The 26,043-nt window shown below is 64.7% G+C and carries 32 protein-coding genes; 1 reads left to right on the top strand and 31 read right to left on the bottom strand.

All coding sequences use genetic code 11. The annotated features are described in order from the left end of the window. Window positions 1-51: 51 nt before the first annotated feature. From ASC89_RS07700 to ASC89_RS07615, 18 genes are all read right to left on the bottom strand, one after another. Window positions 52-309: a GlsB/YeaQ/YmgE family stress response membrane protein gene (locus tag ASC89_RS07700; RefSeq protein ID WP_055879759.1), complete on the bottom strand. Its 258-nt coding sequence runs from the start codon at window positions 307-309 to the stop codon at window positions 52-54. Window positions 310-368: 59 nt separating this feature from the next. After that, complete coding sequence (lpdA, locus tag ASC89_RS07695; protein WP_055996396.1) at window positions 369-1,811, bottom strand: dihydrolipoyl dehydrogenase; 1,443 nt, start codon at window positions 1,809-1,811, stop codon at window positions 369-371. Then, the gene (locus ASC89_RS07690) at window positions 1,804-2,406 is read right to left on the bottom strand and encodes a GNAT family N-acetyltransferase (RefSeq protein WP_055996393.1); all 603 of its coding nucleotides are present in this window, start codon (window positions 2,404-2,406) and stop codon (window positions 1,804-1,806) included. The genes lpdA and ASC89_RS07690 overlap by 8 nt, the downstream gene beginning before the upstream one ends. Next, a complete protein-coding gene (locus ASC89_RS07685; protein WP_055996389.1) occupies window positions 2,403-3,047 on the bottom strand; it encodes an SGNH/GDSL hydrolase family protein in 645 nt (214 codons plus the stop codon). The genes ASC89_RS07690 and ASC89_RS07685 overlap by 4 nt, the downstream gene beginning before the upstream one ends. 16 nt (window positions 3,048-3,063) lie before the next feature. After that, window positions 3,064-4,407 carry a pyruvate dehydrogenase complex dihydrolipoamide acetyltransferase gene (locus tag ASC89_RS07680; protein WP_055996388.1) on the bottom strand — a complete coding sequence of 448 codons (1,344 nt, stop codon included), beginning with the start codon at window positions 4,405-4,407 and terminating at the stop codon, window positions 3,064-3,066. A gap of 6 nt (window positions 4,408-4,413) precedes the next feature. Next, the gene (locus tag ASC89_RS07675) at window positions 4,414-4,860 is read right to left on the bottom strand and encodes a nucleoside deaminase (RefSeq protein ID WP_055877817.1); all 447 of its coding nucleotides are present in this window, start codon (window positions 4,858-4,860) and stop codon (window positions 4,414-4,416) included. Between the two features lie 5 nt (window positions 4,861-4,865). Continuing rightward, window positions 4,866-6,260, bottom strand: coding sequence for a pyruvate dehydrogenase complex E1 component subunit beta (locus tag ASC89_RS07670; protein ID WP_055996384.1), 1,395 nt, complete (start codon window positions 6,258-6,260; stop codon window positions 4,866-4,868). After that, window positions 6,261-6,596, bottom strand: coding sequence for a hypothetical protein (locus ASC89_RS07665; protein ID WP_055996381.1), 336 nt, complete (start codon window positions 6,594-6,596; stop codon window positions 6,261-6,263). A 10-nt stretch (window positions 6,597-6,606) separates the two neighbouring features. Next, complete coding sequence (gene pdhA / locus ASC89_RS07660) at window positions 6,607-7,617, bottom strand: pyruvate dehydrogenase (acetyl-transferring) E1 component subunit alpha (protein ID WP_055877824.1); 1,011 nt, start codon at window positions 7,615-7,617, stop codon at window positions 6,607-6,609. Between the two features lie 127 nt (window positions 7,618-7,744). Continuing rightward, window positions 7,745-8,140: a septum formation initiator family protein gene (locus ASC89_RS07655; RefSeq protein ID WP_055996378.1), complete on the bottom strand. Its 396-nt coding sequence runs from the start codon at window positions 8,138-8,140 to the stop codon at window positions 7,745-7,747. A gap of 303 nt (window positions 8,141-8,443) precedes the next feature. Next, complete coding sequence (locus tag ASC89_RS07650) at window positions 8,444-9,022, bottom strand: nucleotidyltransferase family protein (protein WP_320410457.1); 579 nt, start codon at window positions 9,020-9,022, stop codon at window positions 8,444-8,446. A gap of 175 nt (window positions 9,023-9,197) precedes the next feature. Further along, window positions 9,198-10,472, bottom strand: a complete 1,275-nt coding sequence (gene eno / locus ASC89_RS07645) for a phosphopyruvate hydratase (protein ID WP_055877832.1) — start codon at window positions 10,470-10,472, stop codon at window positions 9,198-9,200. Window positions 10,473-10,574: 102 nt separating this feature from the next. Beyond that, window positions 10,575-10,976, bottom strand: a complete 402-nt coding sequence (locus ASC89_RS07640; protein ID WP_055996375.1) for a hypothetical protein — start codon at window positions 10,974-10,976, stop codon at window positions 10,575-10,577. A gap of 3 nt (window positions 10,977-10,979) precedes the next feature. Next, on the bottom strand, window positions 10,980-11,807 hold the full coding sequence (locus tag ASC89_RS07635; RefSeq protein ID WP_055996372.1) for a GyrI-like domain-containing protein: 828 nt from the start codon (window positions 11,805-11,807) through the stop codon (window positions 10,980-10,982). Window positions 11,808-11,852: 45 nt separating this feature from the next. Next, window positions 11,853-12,818 carry an NAD(P)-dependent oxidoreductase gene (locus tag ASC89_RS07630; protein WP_055996369.1) on the bottom strand — a complete coding sequence of 322 codons (966 nt, stop codon included), beginning with the start codon at window positions 12,816-12,818 and terminating at the stop codon, window positions 11,853-11,855. A gap of 87 nt (window positions 12,819-12,905) precedes the next feature. Next, window positions 12,906-13,391, bottom strand: a complete 486-nt coding sequence (locus ASC89_RS07625; protein WP_055996366.1) for a heme-binding protein — start codon at window positions 13,389-13,391, stop codon at window positions 12,906-12,908. 106 nt (window positions 13,392-13,497) lie between these two features. After that, window positions 13,498-14,091 (bottom strand): response regulator transcription factor, encoded by a 594-nt coding sequence (locus tag ASC89_RS07620; protein ID WP_200940427.1) that lies wholly within the window; start codon window positions 14,089-14,091, stop codon window positions 13,498-13,500. Next, on the bottom strand, window positions 14,091-15,638 hold the full coding sequence (locus tag ASC89_RS07615) for a sensor histidine kinase (RefSeq protein WP_055996360.1): 1,548 nt from the start codon (window positions 15,636-15,638) through the stop codon (window positions 14,091-14,093). Before ASC89_RS07615 ends, ASC89_RS07620 begins: the two co-directional genes overlap by 1 nt. Before the next feature lie 134 nt (window positions 15,639-15,772). Between ASC89_RS07615 and ASC89_RS07610 the strand changes: the two genes are divergently transcribed. Further along, complete coding sequence (locus tag ASC89_RS07610; RefSeq protein ID WP_156384538.1) at window positions 15,773-16,321, top strand: AAA family ATPase; 549 nt, start codon at window positions 15,773-15,775, stop codon at window positions 16,319-16,321. Here ASC89_RS07610 and dld read toward each other — a convergent pair. The 13 genes from dld to rplF form a co-directional block, all read right to left on the bottom strand. Next, window positions 16,313-18,031, bottom strand: a complete 1,719-nt coding sequence (dld, locus tag ASC89_RS07605) for a D-lactate dehydrogenase (RefSeq protein ID WP_055996357.1) — start codon at window positions 18,029-18,031, stop codon at window positions 16,313-16,315. The genes ASC89_RS07610 and dld overlap by 9 nt on opposite strands. A 1-nt stretch (window position 18,032) precedes the next feature. Then, a complete protein-coding gene (locus ASC89_RS07600; protein ID WP_055996354.1) occupies window positions 18,033-19,076 on the bottom strand; it encodes an NAD-dependent epimerase/dehydratase family protein in 1,044 nt (347 codons plus the stop codon). Between the two features lie 116 nt (window positions 19,077-19,192). Further along, window positions 19,193-19,621 carry a 50S ribosomal protein L17 gene (rplQ, locus tag ASC89_RS07595; protein WP_055996351.1) on the bottom strand — a complete coding sequence of 143 codons (429 nt, stop codon included), beginning with the start codon at window positions 19,619-19,621 and terminating at the stop codon, window positions 19,193-19,195. Window positions 19,622-19,766: 145 nt separating this feature from the next. Then, entirely contained in the window at window positions 19,767-20,786 is a 1,020-nt protein-coding gene (locus ASC89_RS07590; protein WP_055877867.1) for a DNA-directed RNA polymerase subunit alpha, read from the bottom strand. 103 nt (window positions 20,787-20,889) lie between these two features. Further along, entirely contained in the window at window positions 20,890-21,282 is a 393-nt protein-coding gene (rpsK, locus tag ASC89_RS07585; RefSeq protein WP_055877870.1) for a 30S ribosomal protein S11, read from the bottom strand. Between the two features lie 82 nt (window positions 21,283-21,364). Next, window positions 21,365-21,733 carry a 30S ribosomal protein S13 gene (gene rpsM, locus ASC89_RS07580; RefSeq protein ID WP_055877873.1) on the bottom strand — a complete coding sequence of 123 codons (369 nt, stop codon included), beginning with the start codon at window positions 21,731-21,733 and terminating at the stop codon, window positions 21,365-21,367. Window positions 21,734-21,908: 175 nt separating this feature from the next. Then, window positions 21,909-22,478 carry an adenylate kinase gene (locus ASC89_RS07575; protein WP_055877877.1) on the bottom strand — a complete coding sequence of 190 codons (570 nt, stop codon included), beginning with the start codon at window positions 22,476-22,478 and terminating at the stop codon, window positions 21,909-21,911. Beyond that, on the bottom strand, window positions 22,475-23,809 hold the full coding sequence (secY, locus tag ASC89_RS07570) for a preprotein translocase subunit SecY (protein ID WP_055877880.1): 1,335 nt from the start codon (window positions 23,807-23,809) through the stop codon (window positions 22,475-22,477). The genes ASC89_RS07575 and secY overlap by 4 nt, the downstream gene beginning before the upstream one ends. Window positions 23,810-23,841: 32 nt before the next feature. Further along, on the bottom strand, window positions 23,842-24,327 hold the full coding sequence (gene rplO / locus ASC89_RS07565; protein WP_055877882.1) for a 50S ribosomal protein L15: 486 nt from the start codon (window positions 24,325-24,327) through the stop codon (window positions 23,842-23,844). A 12-nt stretch (window positions 24,328-24,339) separates the two neighbouring features. Continuing rightward, the gene (rpmD, locus tag ASC89_RS07560; protein ID WP_055877885.1) at window positions 24,340-24,528 is read right to left on the bottom strand and encodes a 50S ribosomal protein L30; all 189 of its coding nucleotides are present in this window, start codon (window positions 24,526-24,528) and stop codon (window positions 24,340-24,342) included. A 22-nt stretch (window positions 24,529-24,550) separates the two neighbouring features. Continuing rightward, window positions 24,551-25,078 carry a 30S ribosomal protein S5 gene (rpsE, locus tag ASC89_RS07555; protein WP_055877888.1) on the bottom strand — a complete coding sequence of 176 codons (528 nt, stop codon included), beginning with the start codon at window positions 25,076-25,078 and terminating at the stop codon, window positions 24,551-24,553. A gap of 22 nt (window positions 25,079-25,100) precedes the next feature. Then, entirely contained in the window at window positions 25,101-25,463 is a 363-nt protein-coding gene (rplR, locus tag ASC89_RS07550; protein WP_055877891.1) for a 50S ribosomal protein L18, read from the bottom strand. A gap of 12 nt (window positions 25,464-25,475) precedes the next feature. Next, window positions 25,476-26,009: a 50S ribosomal protein L6 gene (gene rplF / locus ASC89_RS07545; protein WP_055877892.1), complete on the bottom strand. Its 534-nt coding sequence runs from the start codon at window positions 26,007-26,009 to the stop codon at window positions 25,476-25,478. Window positions 26,010-26,043: the final 34 nt, after the last annotated feature.

Genomic DNA, 26,043 nt, shown 5'->3' with positions numbered 1-26,043 from the left:
GATTTCGATATCGCGTCTCGACATGGCGGGTTCAACCCCGGCCGGCCTGCTCTATTTGGTAATCAGCCGTGCAATCAGCAGCACCACGATGGCGCCGATGGTGGCAGTGACGATCTGGCTGACCAGGGCATTGCCGATCGGCAGCTCAACCTTGGCCAGCGTCAGCAGATAGGCGCCGACGACCGAGCCGATGACGCCGACGATCAGGTTGCGCAGCAACCCGCCGCCGCCCAGGATCAGGCTGGCGATCCAGCCGGCGACGAGGCCGATGCCAAGGAAGATGAGCAGCGAGGTGATTTCTGGCGACATGAACGGAATGTCCTCGGGTGGAACCGGGTGATTCATTTGGTTTGGCCGCTACGCACTTCTCAGATGTTGAGCGCGCGGCCGTAGGCGTCGAGCACCGACTCTTTCATGGTCTCAGAAAGGGTCGGGTGCGGGAAGATGGTGTGCATCAACTCTTCCTCAGTGGTCTCGAGGCCCATGGCGACGACGAAACCCTGGATCAGCTCGGTGACTTCCGCACCCACCATGTGGGCGCCGAGCAGCTCGCCGGTCTTGGCGTCGAAGATGGTCTTCACCAGCCCCTCGGGTTCGCCGAGGGCGATCGCCTTGCCATTGCCGACGAACGGGAAGCGGCCGACCTTGATCTCGCGCCCAGCTTCCTTGGCCTTGGCTTCGGTCAACCCGACGCTCGCCACCTGCGGCTCGCAATAGGTGCAGCCCGGGACTTTCAGCTTGTCGAGGCCGTGCACGCCCTTGAGGCCGGCAATGGTCTCGACGGTGATCACCGCCTCGTGCTCGGCCTTGTGAGCCAGCATGGGCGGGCCGGCGACGTCGCCGATGGCCCAGACGCCAGGCACATTGGTGCGGCCATAATTGTCGATGACGATGGCGCCGCGCTCGATCTTCACCCCGAGCTTTTCGAGTCCGAGATTCTCGGTATTGCACTGGACACCCACGGCCGAGATCAGCGCATCGGCCGAAATCGTCAGCTTGTCGCCGGTCTTGGGCTCGATATGAGCGGTGATGCCGTCCTTGGTCTTATCGACCTTCGACACCTTGGCATCGGTGATGATCTTGATGCCGCGCTTTTCGAAGCGCTTCTTCACATGCGCGGCGATCTCGGCATCCTCGACCGGCAGGATGGTCGGCAGCAGCTCGACCACCGTCACTTCGGCGCCGAGCGAGCGGTAGAACGAGGCGAACTCCATGCCGATAGCGCCCGACCCCATGATCACCAGGGACTTTGGGAACTTCGCCGGCTTCATCGCCTCGAAATAGGTCCAGATCTTTTCGCCATCTGGCTCGATGCCGGGCAAGACGCGCGGCCGCGCCCCGGTGGCGATGATGATGTGCTTGGCCTTGTAGGTGCCTTCCGGCAGCACAGTCTTGGGCTGCGGCCACTGCGGCTCGACTGGCTTCTTGGTCATCTTCTTGACCACGATCTCGCCGGGCGCCGTCAGCTGCGCCTCGCCCCAGATGATGTCGACCTTGTTCTTCTTCATCAGGAACTGGACGCCATTGTTCATCTGCCCGGCGATCTTGCGCGAGCGATCGACGATGGCGGCAATGTCGAAGCCGAACTCACCGGCCGAGAGGCCATAGTCCTTGGCGTGGCCCATATGGCCGTAGATCTCGGCGGAGCGCAGCAGCGCCTTGGTCGGAATACAGCCCCAGTTGGAGCAGATGCCGGCCATGTGCTCGCGCTCGACGATGGCGGTCTTCAAACCCAGCTGCGCCGCGCGGATCGCGGCGATATAGCCGCCCGGACCGGCGCCGATGACGATGAGATCGTATGAGTCAGCCATGTTGTTGGTCCTTCATCATCAATAGCCAGTCGCTGCCACGGGCCGGCCCGTTTGGGTAGTTGCGCATCGGCCGCGACGCGGAAACCTTGAAACCTTCGCGCTCGTAGAGCTCTCTTGCCCGTACGTTCACGTCTTCAGTGATCAGCGCCAGGCCGGCGCTGCCGGCTTCGGCGCGCTTCGTCTCGGCCAGCTCGAGCAGCAGGCTGCCAACGCCATGCCCACGCCACGGCGCATGCACCGCCAGCATCGAAATGAACCAGTGCCCGCCGGACAGCCGCTCGAGCTCGACGATCGGAACCAGAAAGTCCTCGAGGTCGCCGGGAAACGAGCCCATGTCGTCAGGCTCCGGGTAGCCGAGCAGCATGCCGACCACTTCGCCATCGCTCTCGGCGATCGTGGCATTGCGCCAGTTCAGTTCGTCGCGCTCGTCGAGCATATCCAGCCGACCAACTTCGATCGGGTCATAAGTGCCGTTCGAGCGCGCATCGTACGCCCAGCCCAAGCCGATGCCGCCATGCGTCGCAATGTTGACCAGGAGCGCGATCTCACTCGCGTCAGCCTTGGTCGCCGGGCGAATGGCGATCGGGGCGGTCACAGGCCCAATACCTGTTTGACCAGCGGTGCGAGGCCCTCGCCGATGGCGCGGGTGTTGGCAGCATCGAGATGTACGCCATCAGCCGGGTGCGGCTGGGCGACGGTCGCGGCATCGAAGAAGCCGGTGCCGTATTCGTCGGCGCGCAGCTTGTACCACTGCGCGAAGAGCTTGGACTGGTCGATCGCCGCGTCGCCGAAATGCAGCAGCATCTCCGGATGATCGGTGTCGCTGATATGCGGCGGCGCCACGAGGATAATCTTCGGCGCGATGTCGCCGGGCTTCTGGTAGTGCCCGCGGGTGATCTGCACCAGCCGGCGCATGCCGTTGGCGGCTTCCTGCGCCGTACGGCCATGGAACGGCTTCAGGTCATTGGTGCCCAGCATGATGATCACCAGGTCGAGCGGCGAGTGCGACTCGAGCAGCGTCGGCAGCAATCGCGCGCCGTTGCGATCGGCTGCAGCCCAGCCGTCATTGTGCACGGTAGTGCGGCCACCGAGCCCTTCCGCGATGACGCGGGCCTTGCCATCGAGGGCGCGCTCGAGCGCCGTCGGCCAGCGGTCCTCGTAAGGATGGCGCGGGCCACCGGGGATCGGGTTGGCGCCGAAGGTGAGGCTGTCGCCGAAAGCGAGGATGGTCTTCATCGCGAAGCCCCTGCCCTCAAGCCAGCATCATCACGGGGTTTTCGATCAGGCCCTTGAATGCCGCCAGCACTTCGGCGCCGAGCGCGCCGTCGACCGCGCGGTGATCGCAGCTCAAGGTGACGGTCATGAAGTTGGCGACCTTCACCTGACCCTTCTCGGCGTAGACCCGCTCCTCGCCGACACCGACCGCAAGGATGGTGCCGTGCGGCGGGTTGATGACGGCCTGGAAGTTCTTGATGCCATACATGCCGAGGTTGCTGACCGAGGAGGTGCCGCCCTGGTATTCCTGCGGCATCAGCTTTTTGGAACGGGCGCGGCCGGCGAGATCCTTCACTTCATCGGAGATCTGGCGCAGCGACTTGGTATCGCAGGCCTTGACCACCGGGGTGAACAGCCCGCCCGGCACGGCCACCGCAACCGCCACGTCGGCGTGCTTGTGGTAGAGGATCGAGTCCCCCGCCCAGGTGGCGTTGGCGGTCGGCACCTTCATCAGCGCTGCGGCCCAGGCCTTCATGACGAAGTCGTTGACTGAGAGCTTATAGGTGGGCTTGCCGTCCTTGAGAGGCGCGGCGGCATTGATCTGTTCGCGCGCTTCGAGCAGAGCGTCGATCTTGCAGTCGAGCGACAGGTAGAAATGCGGAATGGTCTGCTTGGCCTCGGTGAGGCGCGCCGCCACGACCTTGCGCATCCCGTCATTGGGGACGATGTCGTAGCTGCCCTCGGGATAGAGGGCCATGACCTGTGCCTTGCTCATGCCACCGGCGAGAGCCGCGCCACCCGATGCAGCGGCAGCCGCGGGGGCCGGAGCAGCCTTCAATGGCGCCTTGCCGGACTTGGCGGCTTCGACGTCGGAACGCACCACGCGGCCATGCGGGCCCGAGCCTGCGATGGCGCTGAGCTCGATGCCGGCTTCCTTGGCGAGGCGCTTGGCCAGCGGCGAAGCAAAGACACGGGCGCCGTTCGCGGCGGGAGCAGCGGCAGGCTTCGCCGGCGCGGGGGCCGGGGTAGCAGCAGGAGCGGGCGCGGCGGCCGGAGCCTCGGCCTTCGCCGGTTCCGGGGCTTTGGCGGCAGGAGCGGCAGCGGCTGGCGCTGGGGTCTTCACGTCGGCGGCAGTTTCGCCTTCGGTGAGGATCACCGCGATCACTGCGTTGACCTTGACGTTCTCGGTGCCCTCGGGGACGACGATCTTGCCGATCTTGCCCTCATCGACGGCCTCGACTTCCATCGTCGCCTTGTCGGTCTCGATCTCGGCGATCACGTCGCCGGAGGAGACGCTATCGCCCTCCTTGACGTGCCACTTGGCGAGCTTGCCCTCTTCCATGGTGGGAGAGAGCGCGGGCATGGTGATGTTGATGCTCATGGTGCCTTACTCGCCGATATCTTCGTTCCAGAGTTGCGGATGCTTCTCGATGAAATCCGCCATCATGTGCTCGCAGCGTTCGTCGTGGTAGTCCACCACGTCAACGCCGGCCAGTGACAGGACATCCTGGAAGCCTTTGAAATTCTTCGATTCTGCTACCACCACGCGCGCAATGCCGAACTGGATGATGGTGCCGGTGCACATCATGCAGGGGCTGAGCGTGGTGTAGCAGGTCACGTCCTTGTAGGTGCGCTGCCGGCCGGCGTTCTGGATCGCGTCCATTTCGCCATGCAGGATCGGATCACCCTTCTGCACGCGCCGATTGTGGCCACGGCCGATGATCTCGCCGTTGCGCACCAGCACCGAGCCAATCGGGATGCCGCCCTCCGAGAGGCCCAGCTGGGCCTCCTCATAGGCTGCATCGAGGAACTTCCGATCGAGCTCGGTCACCATCAGCGTCAGCTCCGATAGGTCACGGCGTTCACCGCCGCGATGACCTCATCGACATTCGGCAAAGCCAGCTTCTCGAGGTTCGCGGCGTAAGGCATCGGGACATCCTTGCCGGTGACCCGGGTCGGCGGCGCATCGAGATAGTCGAAGGCCTCGGCGGTGACGACGGCCGAGAGTTCGGCGCCGATGCCGCCCTGCGGCCAGCCTTCCTCGACAGTGACGAGGCGGCCGGTCTTTTTGACCGACTCGACGACCGTCCTGGTGTCCATCGGACGCAGCGTGCGCAGGTCGATCAGCTCGACATCGACACCGGCCGCAACCAGCTTCTCGGTTGCCTGGGTGGCGTAGCGCATCCCCATCGAGAACGAGACGATGGTGACGTCCTTGCCCTGCCGGGCGATACGCGCCTTGCCGATCGGCAGCACGTAGTCGTCGACCTTGGGCACGAGGCCGGTCGAGCCGTAGAGGATTTCGTTCTCGAGGAAGACGATCGGGTTGTTGGAACGGATCGCCGCCTTGAGCAGGCCCTTGGCGTCGGCGGCGCTATAGGGCGCGACGACGTAGAGCCCGGGCACGTGGCTGTACCAGGCCGAATAGTCCTGGCTGTGCTGCGCGCCGACGCGGGCGGCGGCACCGTTAGGACCGCGGAACACGATCGGCGCGGTGACCTGACCGCCGGACATGTAGAGCTGCTTGGCGGCGGAGTTGATGATCTGGTCGATCGCCTGCATGGCGAAGTTCCAGGTCATGAACTCGACGATCGGGCGGAGGCCGGCAAAGGCCGCGCCGACGGCGAGGCCGGCAAAGCCGTGCTCGGTGATCGGGGTATCGACAACGCGCTCTGGGCCGAATTCCTGCAGCAGGTTCTGGCTGATCTTATAGGCGCCCTGATACTCGGCCACTTCCTCGCCCATGAGGAAGATGTCCTTGTCGCGGCGCATCTCTTCGGCCATCGCCTCGTTCAGCGCCTGGCGGACGGTCATTTCGACCATCTCGACGCCGGCAGGCAGATCGGGATCGGATGCGGCTTCGAGGATCGACACCGGGGCGACGCCCGCTGGCGCCGTCGGCGTCGGCGACGCCACAGCTTCCGCGACCGCAGCGGCGGAAACAGTCTCGGGCGCACGCTGGGCCGACTGGGCGCTGACGTCGCCCGGCTCCTCGCCTTCACCCAGCACGACGGCGATCGGGGCGTTCACCTTCACGCCCTCGGTGCCCTCGGGGACGATAAGCTTGTTCACCACGCCGCTATCGACGCTTTCGACTTCCATCGTCGCCTTGTCGGTCTCGATTTCGGCCAATACGTCGCCGGGCTTTACCGTGTCGCCTTCCTTGACCAGCCATTTCGAGAGTTTCCCCTCTTCCATGGTCGGCGAGAGGGCGGGCATCAGGATCGTGGGCATTCAGCTCTCCAGACTGGAGGATGGATTGGCGAGGACGGCTTGGTCCTCATGGGTATTGTTCTGCTGCTCGGCACCGAGCAGGATACCGGCAGCCGCGCCAGCGATCACCGCCAGCATGAAGACCAGAAACGCCATCCGGTAGCGCCGGATATGCGGCTCGACCGCGGCTCCGGCAGCGGCGCGAATTTCGCCGAAGCGCCAGCCGCCCAGGGCAAACCAGCTTTTCCACCGTTGCCCGGCGGGCGTCAGCGCAACGATCTGCAGCGCCGCCATCAACGCCACCAGCCAGGCGCCGACTGTGGCGACGGCAACGATAGCGATGAGCGCGCCGGCCACCGGATCCGCCTCATGCCGCGTAGATGTCGGTCCAGAGCTCCGATGCCGCCGGCTCCGGATCGGAAGTGGCAAAGTCGGCCGCCTCGGTGACGATGGCGCGGATCTCGGTCTCGAGCTCCTTGAGGCTCTCTTCGGTGCCGTAGCGCTTCTCGAGGATGCGCTGCTTCACCTGCTCGATCGGATCGTGCTCGGCCCGCATGGTCGAGACTTCGTCCTTGCTGCGGTACTTCGCCGGGTCTGACATCGAATGACCACGGTAGCGGTAAGTCAGCATTTCGAGGATGTAGGGGCCCTTGCCCGACCGCGCATGCTCGATGGCGCGCTTGGCGGCGTCATAGGTCATGCGGACATCCATGCCGTCGACCTGCTCACCGTCGATGCCAAAGGAGATGCCGCGCTTCGAAAAGTCCGGCTGGCCAGAGGCGCGCTCGACCGAGGTGCCCATGCCGTAGCGGTTGTTCTCGACGATATAGACGGCCGGCAGGTTCCAGAGCTTGGCCATATTGAAGCTCTCATAGACCTGGCCCTGGTTGGCCGCGCCGTCGCCGAAATAGGAAATCGAAACAGTGTTGTCGCCGCGGTACTTCGAAGCGAAGGCAAGGCCGGTGCCGAGCGACACCTGGGCGCCGACGATACCGTTGCCACCATAGAAGCGATGCTCGTTGGAGAACATGTGCATCGAGCCGCCCTTGCCCTTCGACAGGCCGCCCTGGCGGCCGGTCAGCTCGGCCATCACGCCCTTGGGGTCGAGGCCCATGACCAGCATGTGGCCATGGTCGCGGTAGCCGGTGATCTGGGCGTCCTCGCCCTTCTTCGACGCCATGGTGACGCCGGTGACCACGGCTTCCTGGCCGATATAGAGGTGGCAGAAGCCGCCGATCAGGCCCATGCCGTACATCTGGCCGGCCTTCTCCTCGAAGCGGCGGATCAGCAGCATTTCGCGGTACGCGGCGAGTTCCTGTTCCTTGCTGAGTTCGGGGACATTGGACTTGGCCGTTTTGGCCACCGCTTTACGCGCCATGGGCGAGAGCTCCGGAATATGGATAAGCCGCATCGATGTCGCACGGCACAGGAGCCGCGAACCGGCGGAGCTTAGCGCAATAATGTGACGGAGGCGAATCCGCGCGGCGTGTGAAGAAACGGCGCTATCAGTCTATACCGTCTTCGATAATTCCGCTTAACTGATCTGTGGTTGATGCAGTGTCTGAACTGGAAAGTGGTTTACCGTTGGCCAGATTGACCATCACCACGATGTCATCGGCCTGCGCCATCGAGAGTAGCGCCCGGGCCCGCTCCGAGACCAGGTCCGGATCCATCCGCGTGGTCTGGAACAGGTCGATCCGGTGGCGGAACGAGTCGATCTCGGCCTGCAGCGCTCCGGACTTGGCGCCGAGCTCATCGATCTCGGCCTCGAGCACATCCTGGCTCTCGATGCCGAACTGCCCGGTAACGACACTGTAGCCGAGATAGCCCTGGAAGGCGATGAGTCCCAGACCGAGGACGACATGGCGCCAGAAGGCAGGACGTTTCAAACGGGTGGGCATGGACGAGCTTCGCCTGGTTCTCTTGCAGGGCCTTTATAGTTCACCGCGGCTTAACGGGTGGTTGCGGGAGGCGGGCTTTAGGTGAAGGGGGGCCGGCTAGTCGAGGCTTCGAGCGCGTGGCACACCCCTCCCCAACCCTCCCCGTCAAGGGGAGGGTGCCGGCTGGTGGGTGTAACTCGATCGTGCCCCAAGCTCGATCGGCACCTCCCCCTGGACGGGGGAGGTTGGGAGGGGGTGCGCCGAGCCGCGATGGCCCTGGATAGCCTTCAGTCCAAAGCGACGCTTTCAATGCCAGTGGAAGGCCTACCAAGCCTCCACAACAATCTCCGGCCACACCGACCTTGCCCGCTCCGCCTTCTTCTCGTGCGTGGCGCGGTTGTTCATCCGCCGGTTCGGCACGAGACGGAAGCTGAACAGGTCGTCGAGGCCGAAGGGGACGTAAAGCTCGATCTCCCCTCTGCCATCAAGCCGCGCGCCGACGGCATGGGTGAGCGAGGCGAAGCGGTCGATGGAATCGCGCGACGAGCTCAGCGCCGGATAGGGCTCGCCGAAGCGCTCGGGGTACCACAGGTGCACCCGCGCCTGGTTGCGCAGTTGCACCGGCAACGGCAGGCCGGCGAAGGCCTGGTCGGCGCGCTTGATGGCGCGGTCCTCGGCCTCGTAGCTCAGGTCCGAGGCGTCGAAATAGAACAGGTCGATGTCGTTGATACCGGTCAACGGCGGCCGCCCGGTCAGGTGGTTCCAGACCGTGTTGTAGATGGCGCCGGAGACCAGCCAGCTGTCGGGCAGGTGCAACGCCGGCAGCCGCTCGAGCACATCGACCAGCAGCGGCGTGGCGCGGATGATGTCGCGCAGAGCTTCGGCCTGGGTGGCGGCGGGCAAGCCCGCATATCGGAGGTGGTCGATCATCAGGCGACGGTAGCCGATTCAGCTACCGCCGCGTGTCAGGGTTTTGGAGCGGGATTGCGTTTCGTTGAATCGCAATCCTGCTCCAAGTGCTTGTTTGTCGCGAGATCGAACCGGAAAAGTCTGCAACTTTTCCTGATCTCGCTCCAGGTCACGCCTTCAAAATGCTGCGGCCGGCATACTTGGCCGAGGTGCCGAGCTGCTCTTCGATGCGGATCAGCTGGTTGTACTTGGCCAGCCGGTCGGAGCGGCTGAGCGAGCCGGTCTTGATCTGCCCGCAGTTGCAGGCGACCGCGAGATCCGAGATCGTCGAATCCTCGGTTTCGCCCGAGCGGTGCGACATCACCGAGGTGTAGGCGGCGCGATGGGCGGTATCGACGGCGTCGAGCGTCTCGGAGAGCGAGCCGATCTGGTTCACCTTGACGAGGATCGAGTTGGCGACACCCATCTTGATGCCGGAGCGCAGGCGCTCGGTGTTGGTGACGAACAGGTCGTCGCCGACCAGTTGCACCTTCTTGCCGAGCAGGTCAGTGAGCGCCTTCCAGCCCTCCCAGTCGTCCTCGGCCATGCCGTCTTCGATGGAAATGATCGGAAACTTGTCGACGAGGCCGGCGAGGAATTTGGCGTTGTCTTCCGACGACAGCGTCTTGCCTTCGCCTTCCATGGCGTACTTGCCGGCTTTGAAGTACTCGGTCGAGGCGCAGTCGAGGCCGAGATAGACGTCCTTGCCGGCGGTGTAGCCGGCCTTTTCGATCGACTTGACGATGTACTCGAGCGCCGCTTCGGCGGACTTGAGGTTGGGTGCGAAACCGCCTTCGTCGCCGACATTGGTGTTGTGGCCGTCGGCCGCGAGACCCTTTTTCAGGGTGTGGAAGATCTCCGAGCCGATCTGCACCGCATGGGCGATGCTCTCGGCGCCGACCGGCAGGATCATGAATTCCTGCATGTCGATCGGGTTGTCGGCATGGGCGCCGCCATTGATGATGTTCATCATCGGCACCGGCAGGACGTGAGCGTTAGGGCCGCCGATATAGCGGTAGAGCGGCAGTTCGCTCGATTCGGCCGCCGCCTTGGCCACGGCGAGCGAGACGCCGAGGATGGCGTTGGCGCCGAGCCGCGACTTGTTCGGGGTGCCATCGAGTTCGATCAGGGCCCGATCGACCCCGATCTGGTCGAGCGCGTCGAGGCCCTGGATCTCGGCGAAGATCTCGGTATTGACGAAATCGACCGCCTTGGTGACGCCCTTGCCGAGGAACGGCTTGCCGCCGTCGCGGAGCTCCACGGCCTCATGCGCGCCGGTCGAGGCGCCCGAGGGCACCATGGCCCGGCCAAAGCTGCCGTCATCGAGCACCACATCCACCTCGACGGTCGGATTGCCGCGGCTGTCGAAGACCTGCCGGCCGGTGATGTCGATGATGGTAGACATGTGCGTGACCCCTTGTCCGTGCAATCGATTGCTCGGCCCTTGTTAGAGAAGGGCAATGACACAGTGAAGGGGGACCGGGAGAAAATTTCGCGTCCCCTACCCTCAGCGCTCGGCCGCCCGACGGGTGGCGACGAAGGCTGGCCCGTTCGGCAGGCGGCCGGTAGTCGGGCTCGCTGCATCGAGAACGCGCCAGAACGGGGTGATCGCCTCGACCGGCACGCCGGCTGCGTAGGCCTCGAGGGCGGCTTCGGCGACGGTGCGGAGGTGGTAGCCGGTGTAGATCGGACAGGTCACCTCAGCATGGTGGCGCTCCGCCAGCTCGCGGCGCATCGCTTTGGTGTCGACGCTGTGGCCCGGCGGGATGGCCGACATGAAGTCGGCGATCATCCGCGCCGTGGGCACCAGCATGATCTGGCCGGCGCGCATGCCGGCGATGCTGATCGGGGCCGGCTTCACCACCGGCTCGGCTAGAGCGTTGAGCTTTTCGGTCCAGGTCTTTCCCATCTTTCACACCAGCGGCAGGTAGAGGATGGTCAGCAGCTCGGACGGCGCGGTGTCGCGCGGGCTGTTGAGATATTCCTCCAGGACCGGCGCGTCGGCAATGTCGCGGCCGGACTGCGGCAGCCAGGCGCCGAACAGCCAATTGTACTCGGCGCGCATGTCGGCATAGGGCCCCTGGTGGCGGAGCACGGCGTAGTCGCCGGCGCGGGTCGTGGTGACCGGCAGACCCGCCGGCGGAGAGCTTAGCGTCGCAGCCGCTGAGGAGCGGAGCTCGTCCACCGGCACGGCGCTCGGATCATCGCCATAGACGCCGAACATGCGGGTGCTCTGGTCGATCAGGCCGGCGGCGCCGAGGCGGCCGAACAGCCGGTCGAACGCCATGCCGATGTTCATGTAGTCGCCAAGATGCGGTTCGGTGGCGATGGTCATCGCCGGCAGATGGCGAACCTCGACCGCGTAGTGCGGGGTCGGGGCGCCGTTCTGCGCCGGGTTGAATGCGGTGTGGCTGCCCTCGCGGCGATAGCGGGCCGGCGGCATGCCGTAGGCCTCGGCGAAGATGCGGGTGAAGGACTGCAGGTTGTCGTAGCCGGAACGCCTGGCGATGGCCTCAACCGACGCGTCGGAATTGGCCAGCTCATTGGCGGCCCGCATCAGGCGGAGGCGGCGGACCGCTGCTGCCGCGGTCTCGCCGCGCATCGCCGAATAAACGCGATGCCAGTGCCAGGGCGACATCGCCGCGACATCGGCAAGACGCTCGAGGTCGAGCGGCTCGTCGAGGTGCTCGTAGATATAGGCGGTGACGCGGTCGATGCGGTCTTCGTAGCTGTGGGTCATTGGCTTACCTCGTGGTGAGCGATGGTGTGCCATGAGCCGATTTCACTAGTCTTGCGGACCTTGGACCTTGCCGTTGGCGACGAGCCAGCTGACCGCCTCCTGCACCGCTTCCAGCGAGGAATGGTGTGGGGCGAAGCCGAGCAGGCGCTTTGCCTTCTCCATCGAATGACTGGGGCTGCGGACAATGTGTTCCCAGGTGGCGTTGGCTTCGTCGGCGTCCTGTCCGGCCTTCCACTGCTCGAACGGCAGGTAGCTGAGCTTGGGCTCATGACCGAACCAGCGGTACATCGCTTCGGCGTAGCCGCGCAGGTTGATCGCCTGCGGCGAAACGGCGTTGAAGGCCTCGCCGATGGCCGTGGAGCGGTTGGCGATGATCGCCATGATCAGCCGCGCCAAGTCGTCGGCGTGGACGTGATGCACGGTCTCGAGCCCGAAGTTCGGCAGCACCAGTTCCTCGCCGCGGGCGATCTGCGAGAACACCTCGGCGTTGAAGTGGCCGGCCGGGTTCAGCGGCGCCCAGCCGGGGCCGACAATATGGCCGGGACGGAAGACGGTGGCGGGAAAGCCGTGGCGGCGCGCCTCGTCGAGCAGGTAGCTTTCGATCGCCGCCTTCTGCGTGCCGTACTCGCCGAAGGGGTTGCGCGGCTGGTCTTCGGTGGCGGGCACGGCAGTGTTGTGGCCATAGACCCAGATGGTACCGCAGTGGATGAAATGCTGCACCTTGCCGCGCAGCGCCTCGACCAGTTGCTGGGCGCGCGGCAGCACGAAGCAGATCATGTCGATGACGATGTCAGCCTCAAGCGCCGCAATCGCAGTGCCGAAACTGCCTTCGTGCTCGGCGGCCTCGCGATCGATGAGGACCGTCTCCACCCTGCCCCACGCAGCATTGGGCGTGTACGGCTTGCGGTGGCCGCGCGTGACGTTGATGACGTGATGACCGGCTTCGACCAAGCGAGGCACGAGGTAAGTGCCGACATGGCCGCTGCCTCCGATGATGACGACCTTGGCCATGACGCTCTCCTCCAATGAACGAAAGGCGGTGCATGTGCACCGCCCTTCCCACATTGTAGCCGCAGCCAAGCCGCGGAGGAAAGTCGCTTACTGCAGCAGCTCGGCATTGGCGTCGATGGCCGCGACGGCGCAGGCCTCATCGATGGCGCCCGAGGGTGCACCGCCCACGCCGATAGCGCCGATGGTCTCGTCGCCCGACTTCACCGGCACGCCGCCGGCAAGCACCAAGAAGCCCTCGAGCGTGGTCAGCTCGGCCGCCGACGGGTTCTTGGCGATGTTCTCGACCATCACCGCCGTCGGGGTACGGGTCGAGGCCGAGGTGTAGGCCTTGCGGGTAGCGGAATCGAGGGTGTGCGGACCGGCGGCGTCGGCGCGGAGCAGTGCGCGGAGGTTGCCGGCGCGATCAACCACGGCGACCGAGACGTTGTACTTGTCGGCGGCGCAGGCCTCGACCGCCGATTGAGCGAGCCTGGTCGCAACATCGAGCGGCATGTTCTTTTTGTTGAGGGTCGCGGCATTGGCGACGCCCGTGAGCGCGAGGACGGCGGCGAGGGCGAGGGAGAGCTTGGGCATGGGATACTCCGGAAGGTGGGTGGCGCATGGCGCCGTTGACCCCGGAAATCTGACCGCTCCCGGCCTCGATCACTATCGGTGAGCCGCCCGAGGCAGGTCGGTAGCGCTACCGACGGGCGGCCGCCGCAACGATGCGGACGAACTCGGCGACCGAACTGGTGCCGAGCTTTTCAGCGATGTGGGCGCGGTGGGTATCGATGGTGCGCGGCGAGATGGCCAGCGTCTCGGCGATTTCTTTCGTCGCCCAGCCGCGGCTCACCATGTCGAGCACCTCGCGCTCGCGGTCGGTGAGCGTTGCCAGCAGCTGCCGCGCCTCGTCGTCCTCCTGCTGCGTATCCAGCCGCGCGAGTGCTGCCTGCACCGCTTCGACCAGCACCTGCTCATCGATCGGTTTGGTGAGGAAGTCGACGGCGCCGGCTTTGAAGGCGCGTCGGCAGGCGTGGATGTCGCCGTGTCCGGTGATGACGATGAATGGCCAGTCGATGCCGCGCTCGCTGAGCCGCTCCTGCAGTTGCAGACCCGAGACAGCCGGCATCCTGAGGTCGACCAAGAGGCACCCCGGCTGCAGCGCTGCGGATGCGGCGAGGAAGCTCGTTGGGTCGGCGTAGGTGCTGACGGCATAGCCGTAGGTCCCGAGCAGCAACGACAGCGCGTCGCGTACGGCCTCATCGTCATCGACGAGATAGATCGGGGTCTTGATCATCTCGGTGCGCCTCCGCGATAGCGCGGCAGCGTCACGGTGAAGCTCGCGCCGCCCTCCGGATTGTTGGCAGCCTCGACGCTGCCGCCGAAGCGCTCGACCAGCGTTTCGCAGAGCGGCAGGCCAAGGCCCATGCCAGTGGGCTTGGTGGAGTAGAACGGCTCGAACAGGTGCGGCAGCACGTCGGCCGGTACCCCCGGTCCGTTGTCACTAACCCGGACTCGGACCTGCTCGGCATCCGCCGTGACCGTGACCACGACCCGGTTCCCCTGCCCGGAAGCCTCGATGGCGTCTGCGGCGTTGCGAACGAGGTTGTGCAGCACCTGCTCGAGCTCAATGGGGTCGGCCAGTACGGTCGCCGGCTCGCTCGATGGGATGATCTCGAGCACCACGACCCGGTCCCGGAGGTCGGCGACCAGCAGACTGGCGACCTCGGCGGCGACGCGGTTGAGGTCGCTCGGCTGCGGCGTCGTGGGCGACTTGCTGACGTAGGCGCGCAACCGCCCGAGAATATCGGCAGCGCGGCGGGCCTGGCGCACGTTGGCCTCGAGCACGCCAGCGAGGGCGGCGCTGTCCGGAGGGCTGTGCTCGGCCAGACGCAGGCCGGCCTGGCTCTGGCTCAGCAGCGCCGTCAGCGGCTGGGTCAGCTCGTGGGCAATGCCCGAGGCCAGCTCGCCCATCGAGTTGACCCGGGCGGCATGCTCGAGCCGCAACTGGTGCTCCTGCGCCCGCTGGCGCTCCCGCGCCTCTGCCGTCGCTCGGCGCTGCTGCAGCAGTAGATAGGCGGCAGCAGCGAGCACAAGCGTGCTCACGGCAAACACCAGCAGAGGGCCGAGCGGCAGCACTTCTGCTAGGGTGAGCCGCTGCTGCAGGCGAAGTGAGAGCGGCTGTGACGCACTGGGGACCAGCCACGAGCCGGCGAGCGTCACCTCGCCCAAGCCGGCAGTGGACGACCGATCGTCGACGAGGACTATCTCCCCCTTCGCCAGTTGCAGTGACAGCCCGGGCGGCAGATCCGGGTCATCCAGCAGCCGGGAGGCATCGATGCTCAGGGCGATGAGGAAACGCCCGGCGTCGTCCGAGGTGCGCTTCAGCAGCTGGTAGCCGCCAGCCCCTGAGGGATCAGCGAGCATGGTTGAGGTACCGCGCTGCAGCGACGGCGCGGCGCGCTCGAACTGTTGAAGTTGGCTCACCGTTGGCGTTTCGCCACTGACCGCCAGCGTCGCGAGGCTGCTGTCCAACAGCGCGATCGAGGTGATGCGTGGATAGAACCGGATGATGCTGTCGGCGAGCTGGGTGAACAGCTCCACCGGCGGCGGATCGCTGGCGATGGCGAGCGTCGCGAGCCCCGTGAGGTGCGCATCGTGCTGTGCCGTCGCCTGGCCGATAGTGCGCTGTAGCTCGAAGCCGCGCGCGTCGAGCTGCCGCTGTGCTTCGGCAATGCCGAGCCATGCCGAAATGACGGCAAAGGCCACGAGGCCTAGCAGCCAGGCAGCTGCGAGGGCACTCAGTGTCTTACGGTCGGTGGCGCGTGAAACGTCGTTCATGCTGCGATCTATAGCGGCGAGACGCGCTGCAGGCGATCCGCAGCACCACCGATCTGACCTCTCGCCTCGTCCGGCCGGATACAGTATAAGCCGCGTCCCCCGGAACCGGGGATTACTGAACATGGGGGGTGAAAATGGACGTGCTGCCACTCTCGGCGCTGGGCGAACGCATCATGATCTGCGGGCCGTCGAACTCCGGCAAGTCGACGCTCGCTGTCGCGCTGGCAAACAAGATCGGCGCCGAACCATTCCACGTCGACCTGTTCCGGCACCTGCCCAACACCAATTGGGAGCAGCGGCCGGACGAGGAGTTTCACGCGCTGCATGACGCCGCGGTCCTCAGGGAGCGCTGGGTGATGGACGGCAACTACTCGAGCCTGATGCCGCAGCGCTTCGCTCGCGCCACCGGCGTCATCCTGCTCTACGACAGCCACTGGGCGAACTTCCGGCGCTACCTGTGGCGCACGCTGTTTCAGAAAGACCGCGTCGGAGCCCTGGCCGGCAATCAGGACAGCCTGAAGTGGGAGATGATTCGCTGGATACTCGTTGTCCAGCCGACCCGCCGCGAGCGCGATCGAACCCGCGTCCGCGCCGCAGGGCTGCCGGTGGTCGAGGTGAACTCGATGGGGGAGCTGAAGCGGCTCTATGCCGAGTGGGGTCTCACTCGCCAGCTCTCAGTGTGAGTGGTCGTGGTGGTGGAGATGATCGTCGGCATAGTGCCGGTGCTTGGAGTCGTCGCCGATACCGGGGTTGAAGCTGTTGGTCGGATCGAGCGCCCGGAAGAAGGCCTGCTGCTCAGGCTTTGAGGCGTAGACGTGGCCGACATTGTGCTCGGCCGGATATTGCGCCCCGCGCTGGTCGAGCACGGCCAGCATGGCATCCTTCACCTCATGCGGATCGGCGCCCTTCGCCAGCACGTAATCCTGGTGGAAGACGTGGCAGAGGAAGTGACCATAGTAGAGCTTCAGCTCGAGCTGGCTGTCGATCGCCGCAGGCAGTTGCTCGTACCAGTCGTGATCGTTGCGGCGGAGCGCGATATCGAGCGCCAGCAGGCCGCCCGAGGTCTTCTCATGCATCAGCGCATAGCGGATGGCGGCGCCCGCCGCGGCGAAGCGATGGAGGAAAGCCTGGGATCCTTCCTTGGGCGTGCACCTGAAATACCCGCCATTGGCCCCGTCGGCGAACACCCGGTCCAGCAGCGCCTCGGCTTCGACAATGCCGTCGCCCGACATGCGCAGCATCAGGTGGTGCTCGTAGCGGTCGCGATACGCCAGCAGGCGTTGCGGCAGGTGCTCGGGGAACAGGTGGCTCAGCCCTTGCAGGACGCGGTCGGAGAGCTGCTTGGGCAGCAGCGGCAGCTTGTTGAGGGTGGCGTCCACCCTGCCCTTCAGGTTGAAGAAGGTCGGCATCACCTCGGTGCCGAAGCGCTGGATGACGAGGAAGGTATCCTTGCCGTGGCTGCGGGCGACATCGAACATGTCGCGATGCATGTATTCACCGGCCACCGGTAACGCGTTCAAGCTGAGCAGTTCGCGGCGGAGCCGGGTCAGCACTGCGACATCGTTGGTGCCGATGTAGAACACCTGCTCGGCGCCCTGCTTCTCGAACGTATCGAGCCGGACGGCGAACACGGCGAGCTTGCCGGCGCTGCCGGAGGCCTCGTGCAGGCGTCGCGGATCGGCGTTGAAGCGCGCGGCGGTGGGCTCATCGATCTGGCGCACCCGCTCGGCATACTCGCGGTCCGAGGCGAGGCCGACATTGTGCTGCACGTCCTCGGCCGAGTAGCCGCCCGACTGCAGGCGACCCAGAATCTCCTCGGGACTATTGCCGAGCTCGATGCCGAGGTGATTGACCAGTTCCAGCCGGCCGTCGGCGCCGAGCTGGGCGAACAGCGACAGCTCGGTATAGGCGGGACCGCGGTGGACCAGTGAGCCGCCGGAGTTATTGCAGACGCCACCAACGATCGAGGCGCCGAGACAGGACGAGCCGATCACCGAATGCGGCAGCCGGCCGATCGGCTTCAGCAGCTTCTCGAGCTTGTCGAGCGTGCTGCCGGGGAAGCTGACGATCTGCTTGCCGCCGTCGAGCAGCTGGATATCGGCAAGCCGCAGCGTGTTGACCACGACCACCGGACGATCATAGTGGCCGCTGGGCGTCGAACCCTCGGTGAGGCCGGTATTGGCGGCCTGCATGATGACGATGGCGTCGTGTCGGACTGTCGCCTCGAGCACCCGCCACAGCTCCAGCAGCGTGCCGGGTTTGGCCACGGCGATGGCATCCCCCTCGCCCGAGCGGAAGCCGCGACGATAGCGCTCGGTCTGCCGATCGCCGGTGATGAGGTAGCGGCGCCCGACGGCGGCGCGGAGATCGTCGATCAGCTCTGTGGTGGGCACGTCAGGTGGTCTTCTGTTTCACCAGTCCGAGGCGGATGACGCTGTCTGCGGTGGCGAGGATCGAATCCTTGGCGGAAATGAACTTGCGGCCCAGCAGTTTCTCACCTTTCGAGCCGTCGAACACCTTCTCATTGCCGATGTCGTTGATGATCTGGCGCGCCGGCCCACCGAACGAGGCGATCAGCTTGATGATCCAGTCCGGCACGGTCTTGCTGGTGACGTTCCATTCCGGGTGCGCGGCGCGCAGGATATTGCCGACCTCGGGGAATGGCACATACTCGGCCGTGGCCAGATAGCGCTGGCCGGCAGTCTCGGGCTTGTCGAGGGCTGCGAGATGCAGCGCCGCCACGTCGCGCACATCGATGATCGAGAAGCCGTTCGAGGGCATGGCCGGTGTCGAGCCATTGAGCAGGCCCGACACCATCTGCAGCGAGATGCTCGCATCCTTATCGAGCGCCGGCCCGATAATGGCGCCCGGATGGACGGTGGTGAGGCTGATGCCGTGTTGCTTCACGAAATCCCAGGAGAACTGCTCCGCCTTGGTCTTGCCGATGCAGTAGGCCCAGGTCCAGCGCATGTTGTCGAGATTGGTGAAGTAGGTCTCGTCGTAGACGCGACGGCCGCTGGTCTGGCCATGGCCGTAGCCAACCGTGGCGATCGAGGAGGTCATGATGATGCGCTTGATGCCGGCGTCGTTGGCGAAGCGGAAGACCCGCTGGGTGCCCTCGAGCGCCGGGCGGATCACGAGGCTCTGGTCCTTGGGTTCATCGGCGCGGATGGCGGTGGCGATGTGCATGACGGTGGCGACGCCCTGCATCGCCTTGGCCCACCCCTTGTCGTCGAGCAGATCCGCTTCCACCAGTTCCAGGCGCTCAAGCGGCCCCTGCCCCAGTTCGCCCAGCAGCGTCGCCCGGACCTCTTCGGAGCGCCCCAGCGAGCGCACCGTGCCGCGCACGCGGTGGCCGGCCTTCAGCAGCTCCAGCACTGTCCACTTGCCGACGAAACCGGTCGCGCCGGTGACGAGGATGAGGCCCTGATCCGACATTCCACTCTCCCCAATCGAGTACTTGCGCCATTACGGCGTGGATTATGTTCCGTGGTCAAACAAAAAGGCGGCCCGGAAAACCGGACCGCCTTTGATCTCTACCGAATACCTCGGCCTTACGCCGCGGCGGCTTCGTCGTCGGTCTCGCGCGCCTCGACCGGACCCGAGTCGAGGCCCTTGGCGTCGACGTCGCGATCGACCAGCTCGATGACCGCCAGAGCGGCATTGTCGCCATAGCGGAAGCCGGCCTTAAGGATGCGGATATAGCCGCCGTTACGATCCTTGTAGCGCGGACCGATGGTGGCGAAGAGCTTCTGCACCTGGGTCTCATCGCGCATCTGGGCGATGGCCTGGCGGCGGGCATGCAGGTCGCCGCGCTTGCCCAGCGTGATCAGCTTCTCGACGATCGGACGCAGTTCCTTGGCCTTGGGCAAGGTGGTCACGATCTGCTCGTGCTTGATCAGCGAAGCCGACATGTTGGCGAACATGGCCTTGCGATGTGCAGAGGTCCGGTTGAGCTTACGGTTCGAATTACCGTGGCGCATTTTGTTACTCCCTAAGGCCCGGGCGTCTCACGACGGGCGGTTAGTGCTGTGGATCACTTCGCTGAAGTGATCCACGTATTGGGTTGTCGCGCTTTCGAACCAGAAAAGTCTGCAACTTTTCCTGAAAACGCTCCGGTTGGCCTGCTTAATAATGGTCTTCGTAGCGCTTGGCCAGATCGTCGATGTTCTCAGGCGGCCAGTTCGGCACGTCCATCCCGAGGTGCAGGCCCATCTGAGCCAGCACTTCCTTGATTTCGTTGAGCGACTTGCGGCCGAAGTTCGGCGTGCGCAGCATCTCGGCTTCGGTCTTCTGGATCAGATCGCCGATATAGACGATGTTGTCGTTCTTCAGGCAGTTCGCCGAACGGACGCTGAGCTCGAGCTCGTCGACCTTCTTGAGCAGCGCCGGGTTGAAGGCCAGTTCCGGGACGGTGTCCTGGGTCTTTTCCTTGGTCGGCTCTTCGAAGTTGACGAACACCGACAGCTGGTCCTGCAGGATACGCGCGGCGTAAGCCACCGCGTCTTCCGGCGAGATGGCGCCATTGGTTTCGACGGTCAGGGTCAGCTTGTCCTTGTCGAGGCTCTCGCCGGCACGGGTCGCGTCCACCTTGTAGGAGACACGGCGAACCGGGGAGAACAGCGCGTCGACCGGGATGTAGCCGATCGGCGCGTCGTCGGGACGGTTCTTGTCGGCCGGGACGTAGCCCTTGCCGGTGTTGACGGTGAACTCGATGTTGATCTCGGCGCCGTCGTCGAGGTGGCAGATCACCAGGTCGGGGTTCAGCACTTCGATATCGCCGGTAACCTTGATGTCGCCGGCAACGACGGCACCCGGGCCCTGCTTAGTCAGGGTCAGACGCTTCGGACCTTCGCCGCCCATCTTGAGGGCGATTTCCTTGACGTTGAGCACGAGGTCGGTAATGTCTTCACGCACGCCGGGAAGCGACGAGAATTCGTGCAGGATGCCGTCAATCTGGATCGCGGTAACGGCCGCGCCCTGGAGCGATGAGAGCAGCACGCGACGCAGAGCGTTGCCGAGCGTCAGGCCGTAGCCGCGCTCAAGCGGCTCCGCAACGACCGAGGCCGTCCGCACGCTATCGCTGCCCGAAACGATGTCCAGTTTGGTCGGCTTGATGAGTTCCTGCCAGTTCCGCTGGATGGTCACGGTGGTGTCCTTTCAAATGGGCGGTCCGCCTAACCGCCTGTCCGCTATGCAATGTACCTATCCCGGCGCGAGGGGCGCGCCGGGAGATCTACCGTAACGGAGGTTAGACGCGGCGACGCTTGCGCGGCCGGCAACCGTTGTGCGGGATCGAGGTGACATCGCGAATGCTGGTGACGTTGAAGCCAGCAGCCTGCAGCGCGCGAAGCGCCGACTCACGGCCCGAACCAGGACCGCGCACTTCGACCTCGAGGGTCTTCATGCCGTGTTCCTGGGCCTTCTTGGCCGCGTCTTCAGCCGCAACCTGGGCGGCATACGGGGTCGACTTGCGCGAACCCTTGAAACCCATCACGCCCGAGGACGACCAGGAGATGGTGTTGCCCTGCACATCGGTGATGGTGACCATGGTGTTGTTGAACGACGCATTCACGTGCGCAACGCCATTGGTGATATTCTTGCGCTCTTTACGACGAACGCGTGCGGCTTCAGCTTTTGCCAATTTGTTTCCTCAGTTCGATATCGACGCTGCCGTAGTTCCAGCAGCTACATCAGGACGGCGGAGAGGTGCTCCGCGACCCGGATTACTTCTTCTTGCCGGCGATCGGCTTGGCCGGACCCTTGCGGGTACGGGCATTGGTGTGGGTACGCTGACCACGGACCGGCAGGCCCTTGCGGTGACGCAGACCACGGTAGTTACCGAGGTCCATGAGCCGCTTGATGTTCATCGCCACGTTACGGCGCAGATCGCCCTCGACGACGTAGTCGCGATCGATCGCTTCACGGATCTGGATCACTTCAGCGTCGGTCAGGTCGTTCACACGACGCTCGGCCGGGATACCAACCTTCTCGGTGATCTCCTGGGCGAACTTCGCGCCGATCCCATGGATGTACTGAAGCGCGATAACCACGCGCTTGTTGGTCGGAATATTGACGCCAGCAATACGGGCCACGTCCGCTCTCCTATAGTCGGCAGCTCAGGCTGCCCGTTTGATAACGACAAGGGACCGGAATTCCGCTCCCCACTCTTTGAGGAACCGAATCCAGCCCGATAATCCATGAGACTGGCGCGGTTCATAAGGGCAAGGTCCCGCAGAGTCAACTGCAGAGCCCCTGCCCCGAGGTATACTAGTTATGCACGGCCCGGCGGATGGCCGCCGTGACATCGTCGACCGGCTGCATGCCGTCGACCGACTTCAGAAGGCCTTTGCCGCGGTAGAACTCGACCAGCGGCGCGGTCTGCTCGCGATAGACGCTGAGGCGGTTGCGAAGCACCTCCTCGTTGTCGTCGCCACGAGCAACACCAGATTCCTTGGCCCGCTTGGCGATCCGCCCAACGAGCACATCGGCGTCGGCGGTGATCTCGATCACCGCGTCCAGCTGCATGCCCTTGTCGCCCAGCATCTGGTCGAGCGCCTCGGCCTGCGGGATGGTCCGCGGGAAGCCGTCGAGCACGAAGCCGGCCTTGCAGTCATCCTGGTCGAGCCGCTCGGAGACGATGCCGTTGACGATCTCGTCCGAGACGAGGTCACCGCGATCCATGATCTCCTTGGCGGCCAGACCCATCGGGGTCTTGGCGGCGATGGCCGAGCGCAGGATGTCGCCGGTCGAAAGCTGCGGGATCCCGTAGCTATCGATCAGCACCTTTGCCTGCGTGCCCTTACCGGCGCCCGGAGGTCCCAGAAGGATCAGCCTCATTTACGCTTGCCCCCAAGGCGCGACCGCTTCACCAGGCCTTCGTACTGCTGGGCGATCAGGTGGCTCTGCACCTGGGTCACCGTATCCAGCGTCACCGTCACGATAATCAGCAGCGAGGTACCGCCGATGAACTGGCTGACATTGAGCTGGCTGTGGATCATCTCGGGGATGAGCGCCACGACGGTCAGATAGAGGGCACCGATCACCGTGATGCGGGTCAGCACGTAGTCGATATAGGTCGCCGTCCGCTCGCCCGGACGGATGCCGGGGATGAAGCCGCCGGAGCGCTTCAGATTGTCCGCGGTGTCGGTCGGGTTGAAGACGATCGAGGTGTAGAAGAAGGCGAAGAAGATGATCAGGACTGCGAACAGCACCAGATAGAGCGGCTGGCCGCGACCGAGCAGCGCCGCCGTCACCGACAGCCACTGCGGCGCATCACCCTGCGCCGCGAACGACGCAATGGTGGCCGGCAGCAGCAGCAAGGACGAGCCGAAGATCACCGGGATAACGCCCGCGGTGTTGAGCTTCAGCGGCAGGTGCGAGGTATCGCCCTGGAACATCTTGTTGCCGACCTGGCGCTTCGGATACTGGATCAGCAGCCGGCGCTGGGCGCGTTCGAAGAACACGATCACGCCGATGACGACGACCGCGATGACCAGGAGGCCGACGACCCAGGGGGTCGGCAGAGCGCCGGTACGGCTCAGTTCGAGCGTCTGCACCACAGTCGCCGGCAGGTTCGCCACGATACCGGCGAAGATGATCAGCGATATGCCGTTACCGATGCCGCGCGAGGTGATCTGCTCACCCAGCCACATCAGGAACATGGTGCCGCCGACCAGCGTGATGACGGTCGAAAGACGGAAGAACCAACCCGGATCGATCACGACGCCCTGGCTGCCCTCGAGACCGATGGCGATGCCATAGGCCTGCACGGTGCAGAACAGCACGGCGAGATAGCGCGTGTACTGGTTGATCTTGCGACGGCCGCTCTCACCTTCCTTGCGGAGAGCTTCGAGGCGCGGCGACGCCGTGGTGATGACCTGCACCACGATGGATGCGGTGATGTAGGGAATGAGGTTCAGTGCGAAAATCGCCATGCGCTGCACGGCGCCGCCGGCAAACATGTCGAACATGCCGAAAATGCCCTGCTGCGCCTGCTGGAAGGTCGCGGCATAGGCATCAGGGTCGATACCAGGCACCGGAATGTAAGTCCCGAGCCGATAAACGAGAAGCGCACCCAGTGTGAACCAGATGCGCTGCTGAAGGGCCTTCGCTTTCGCGAAGGTCCCGAAGTTCAGATTCTTGGCCAGCTGTTCGGCTGCGGACGCCATAGTCGCTCCCTTTAGAATGGGGCCAGGCGCTCTTAGGCGTCAGCCTTCACTTCTGCCTGAGGCATATCGACCTTGCCGCCGGCTGCTTCAATAGCAGCGAGCGCGCCCTTGGTCGCGTGAGCAACCTTGAAGGTCACCTTCTTGGCAGTGAAACCGGAGCTGCCGATCAGCCGCACGCCATCGAGCTCGCGACGGATCACGCCGGCCTTCACGAGAGCGGCCGCATCGACCACGCCCTTGATGTCCAGCTTGCCGCTGTCGATGTAGTTCTGGATGCGGTCGATACGCAGCTGGTTCCACTTCTTGGGATTCAGAGCGTTGAAGCCGCGCTTCGGCATACGCATGTGCAGCGGCATCTGGCCGCCTTCGAAGCCGTTGATGGCGACGCCGGAGCGAGCCGTCTGGCCCTTACCGCCGCGACCACCGGTCTTGCCGACGCCCGAGCCGATACCACGACCGACGCGCACGCGCTTCTTATTGGCGCCCGGGTTGTCCCGGAGTTCGTTCAAACGAGTCATTGTTCTCGTCCCTTATTTGGCGTCGACGACGCGCACGAGGTGCGGGATCTTACGGATCATGCCGCGGACCTCGGGGGTGTCCTTGAGGGTCGACTGCTTGCGGATCTTGTTCAGCCCCAAACCGATAAGGGTGGCGCGCTGATCCTGCGGACGGCGCGTCGGGCTGGCGATCTGCTCGATGGTGACGGTCTTGTCGGCCATAGTTCTAACTCCCAAGCCCTAATCAGGCTTCGACGGTCTCGCCACGGCGAGCCTGGAGGTCGGAGACCTTCAGGCCGCGACGGGCGGCGACCGAACGCGGGCTATCAACACGCTTCAGCGCATCGAAGGTGGCCCGCACCATGTTGTAGGGATTGGCGGTGCCCTGCGACTTCGCCACGATGTCGTTGACCCCAAGGGTCTCGAACACCGCGCGCATCGGGCCGCCGGCGATGATGCCGGTGCCGGGAACGGCGGCACGCAGGATGACCTTGCCGGCGCCGTGGTGGCCGACCACATCGTGGTGCAGCGTACGTGCTTCGCGCAGCGGAACGCGGATCATCTGGCGCTTGGCCTGCTCGGTCGCCTTGCGGATGGCCTCAGGCACTTCACGCGCCTTGCCGTGACCAAAGCCAACGCGGCCCTTCTGATCACCAACCACAACCAGGGCGGCGAAGCCGAAACGACGGCCACCCTTCACAACCTTGGCGACGCGGTTGATGTGAACCAGCCGGTCGACGAATTCGCTATCGCGCTCTTGAACGTCTCTCATCGAATTTTCCTTTGTCGCCGGATCAGAACTGCAGGCCGCCTTCGCGGGCCGCATCACCAAGGGCCTTGACGCGGCCATGGTAGAGGTAGGCACCACGATCGAACACGACCGTCGACACCTTGGCAGCGAGACCACGCTCGGCAATCAGCTTGCCGACAGTGGCTGCGGCCTCGGCGGTCGAGCCGTTCTTGACCTTGGCCTTGACGTCCTTATCGACAGTCGAAGCGGCAGCAAGCGTGCGGCCGGATGCGTCGTCGATGATCTGGGCGTAAATATTCTTGTCCGAACGGTGCACGGACAGACGCGGGCGGCCATTGGCGTTAGCCTTGAGCGCCTTGCGAACTCGGGCCTTGCGGCGGTCCGCACCTTTGAGGCTGATGGGCATCTCGTGCGCTCCTTACTTCTTCTTGCCTTCTTTGCGGGCGATGTACTCGCCCACATAACGCACACCCTTGCCCTTGTAGGGCTCCGGCGGACGCCAACCGCGAATGTCGGCGGCCACCTGGCCAACCAGTTGCTTGTCCGAGCCGGTCACGACCACTTCGGTCTGCGTCGGCGCCGCGAGGGTAATGCCAGCCGGAGTGTTGAACACCACTTCGTGGCTGAAGCCGAGCGACAGCTTCAGATCCTTGCCCTGCATGGCGGCGCGATAACCAACGCCCTGGATCTGCAGCTTCTTCTCGAAGCCAGCACTGACGCCGATCACCATGTTGTTGATCAGCGCGCGGGTGGTCCCCCAGGCAGCCCGAGCTTCCTTGCTCTCGTTAGCGGGCTCGATGACGATGCCGTCATCGGTCTGCTTGGCGTTCACGATATCCATGAGCGTCAGCGACTGCTCGCCCTTCGGCCCCTTTGCGGTGACCTGGCGATCGCTGATCGTGACGGTGACGCCACTGACCGGAGCAATCGGCTTTTTGCCTGTACGGGACATTCTTTTCTACTTCCTTCGGAGTAATCGTCACACC

It is taken from the genome of Devosia sp. Root413D1 (genome assembly GCF_001425235.1).
Lineage (GTDB): Bacteria > Pseudomonadota > Alphaproteobacteria > Rhizobiales > Devosiaceae > Devosia_A.
The sequence above is the reverse complement of the archived record's forward strand: the minus strand, read 5'-3'. Positions and strand labels throughout refer to the sequence as shown.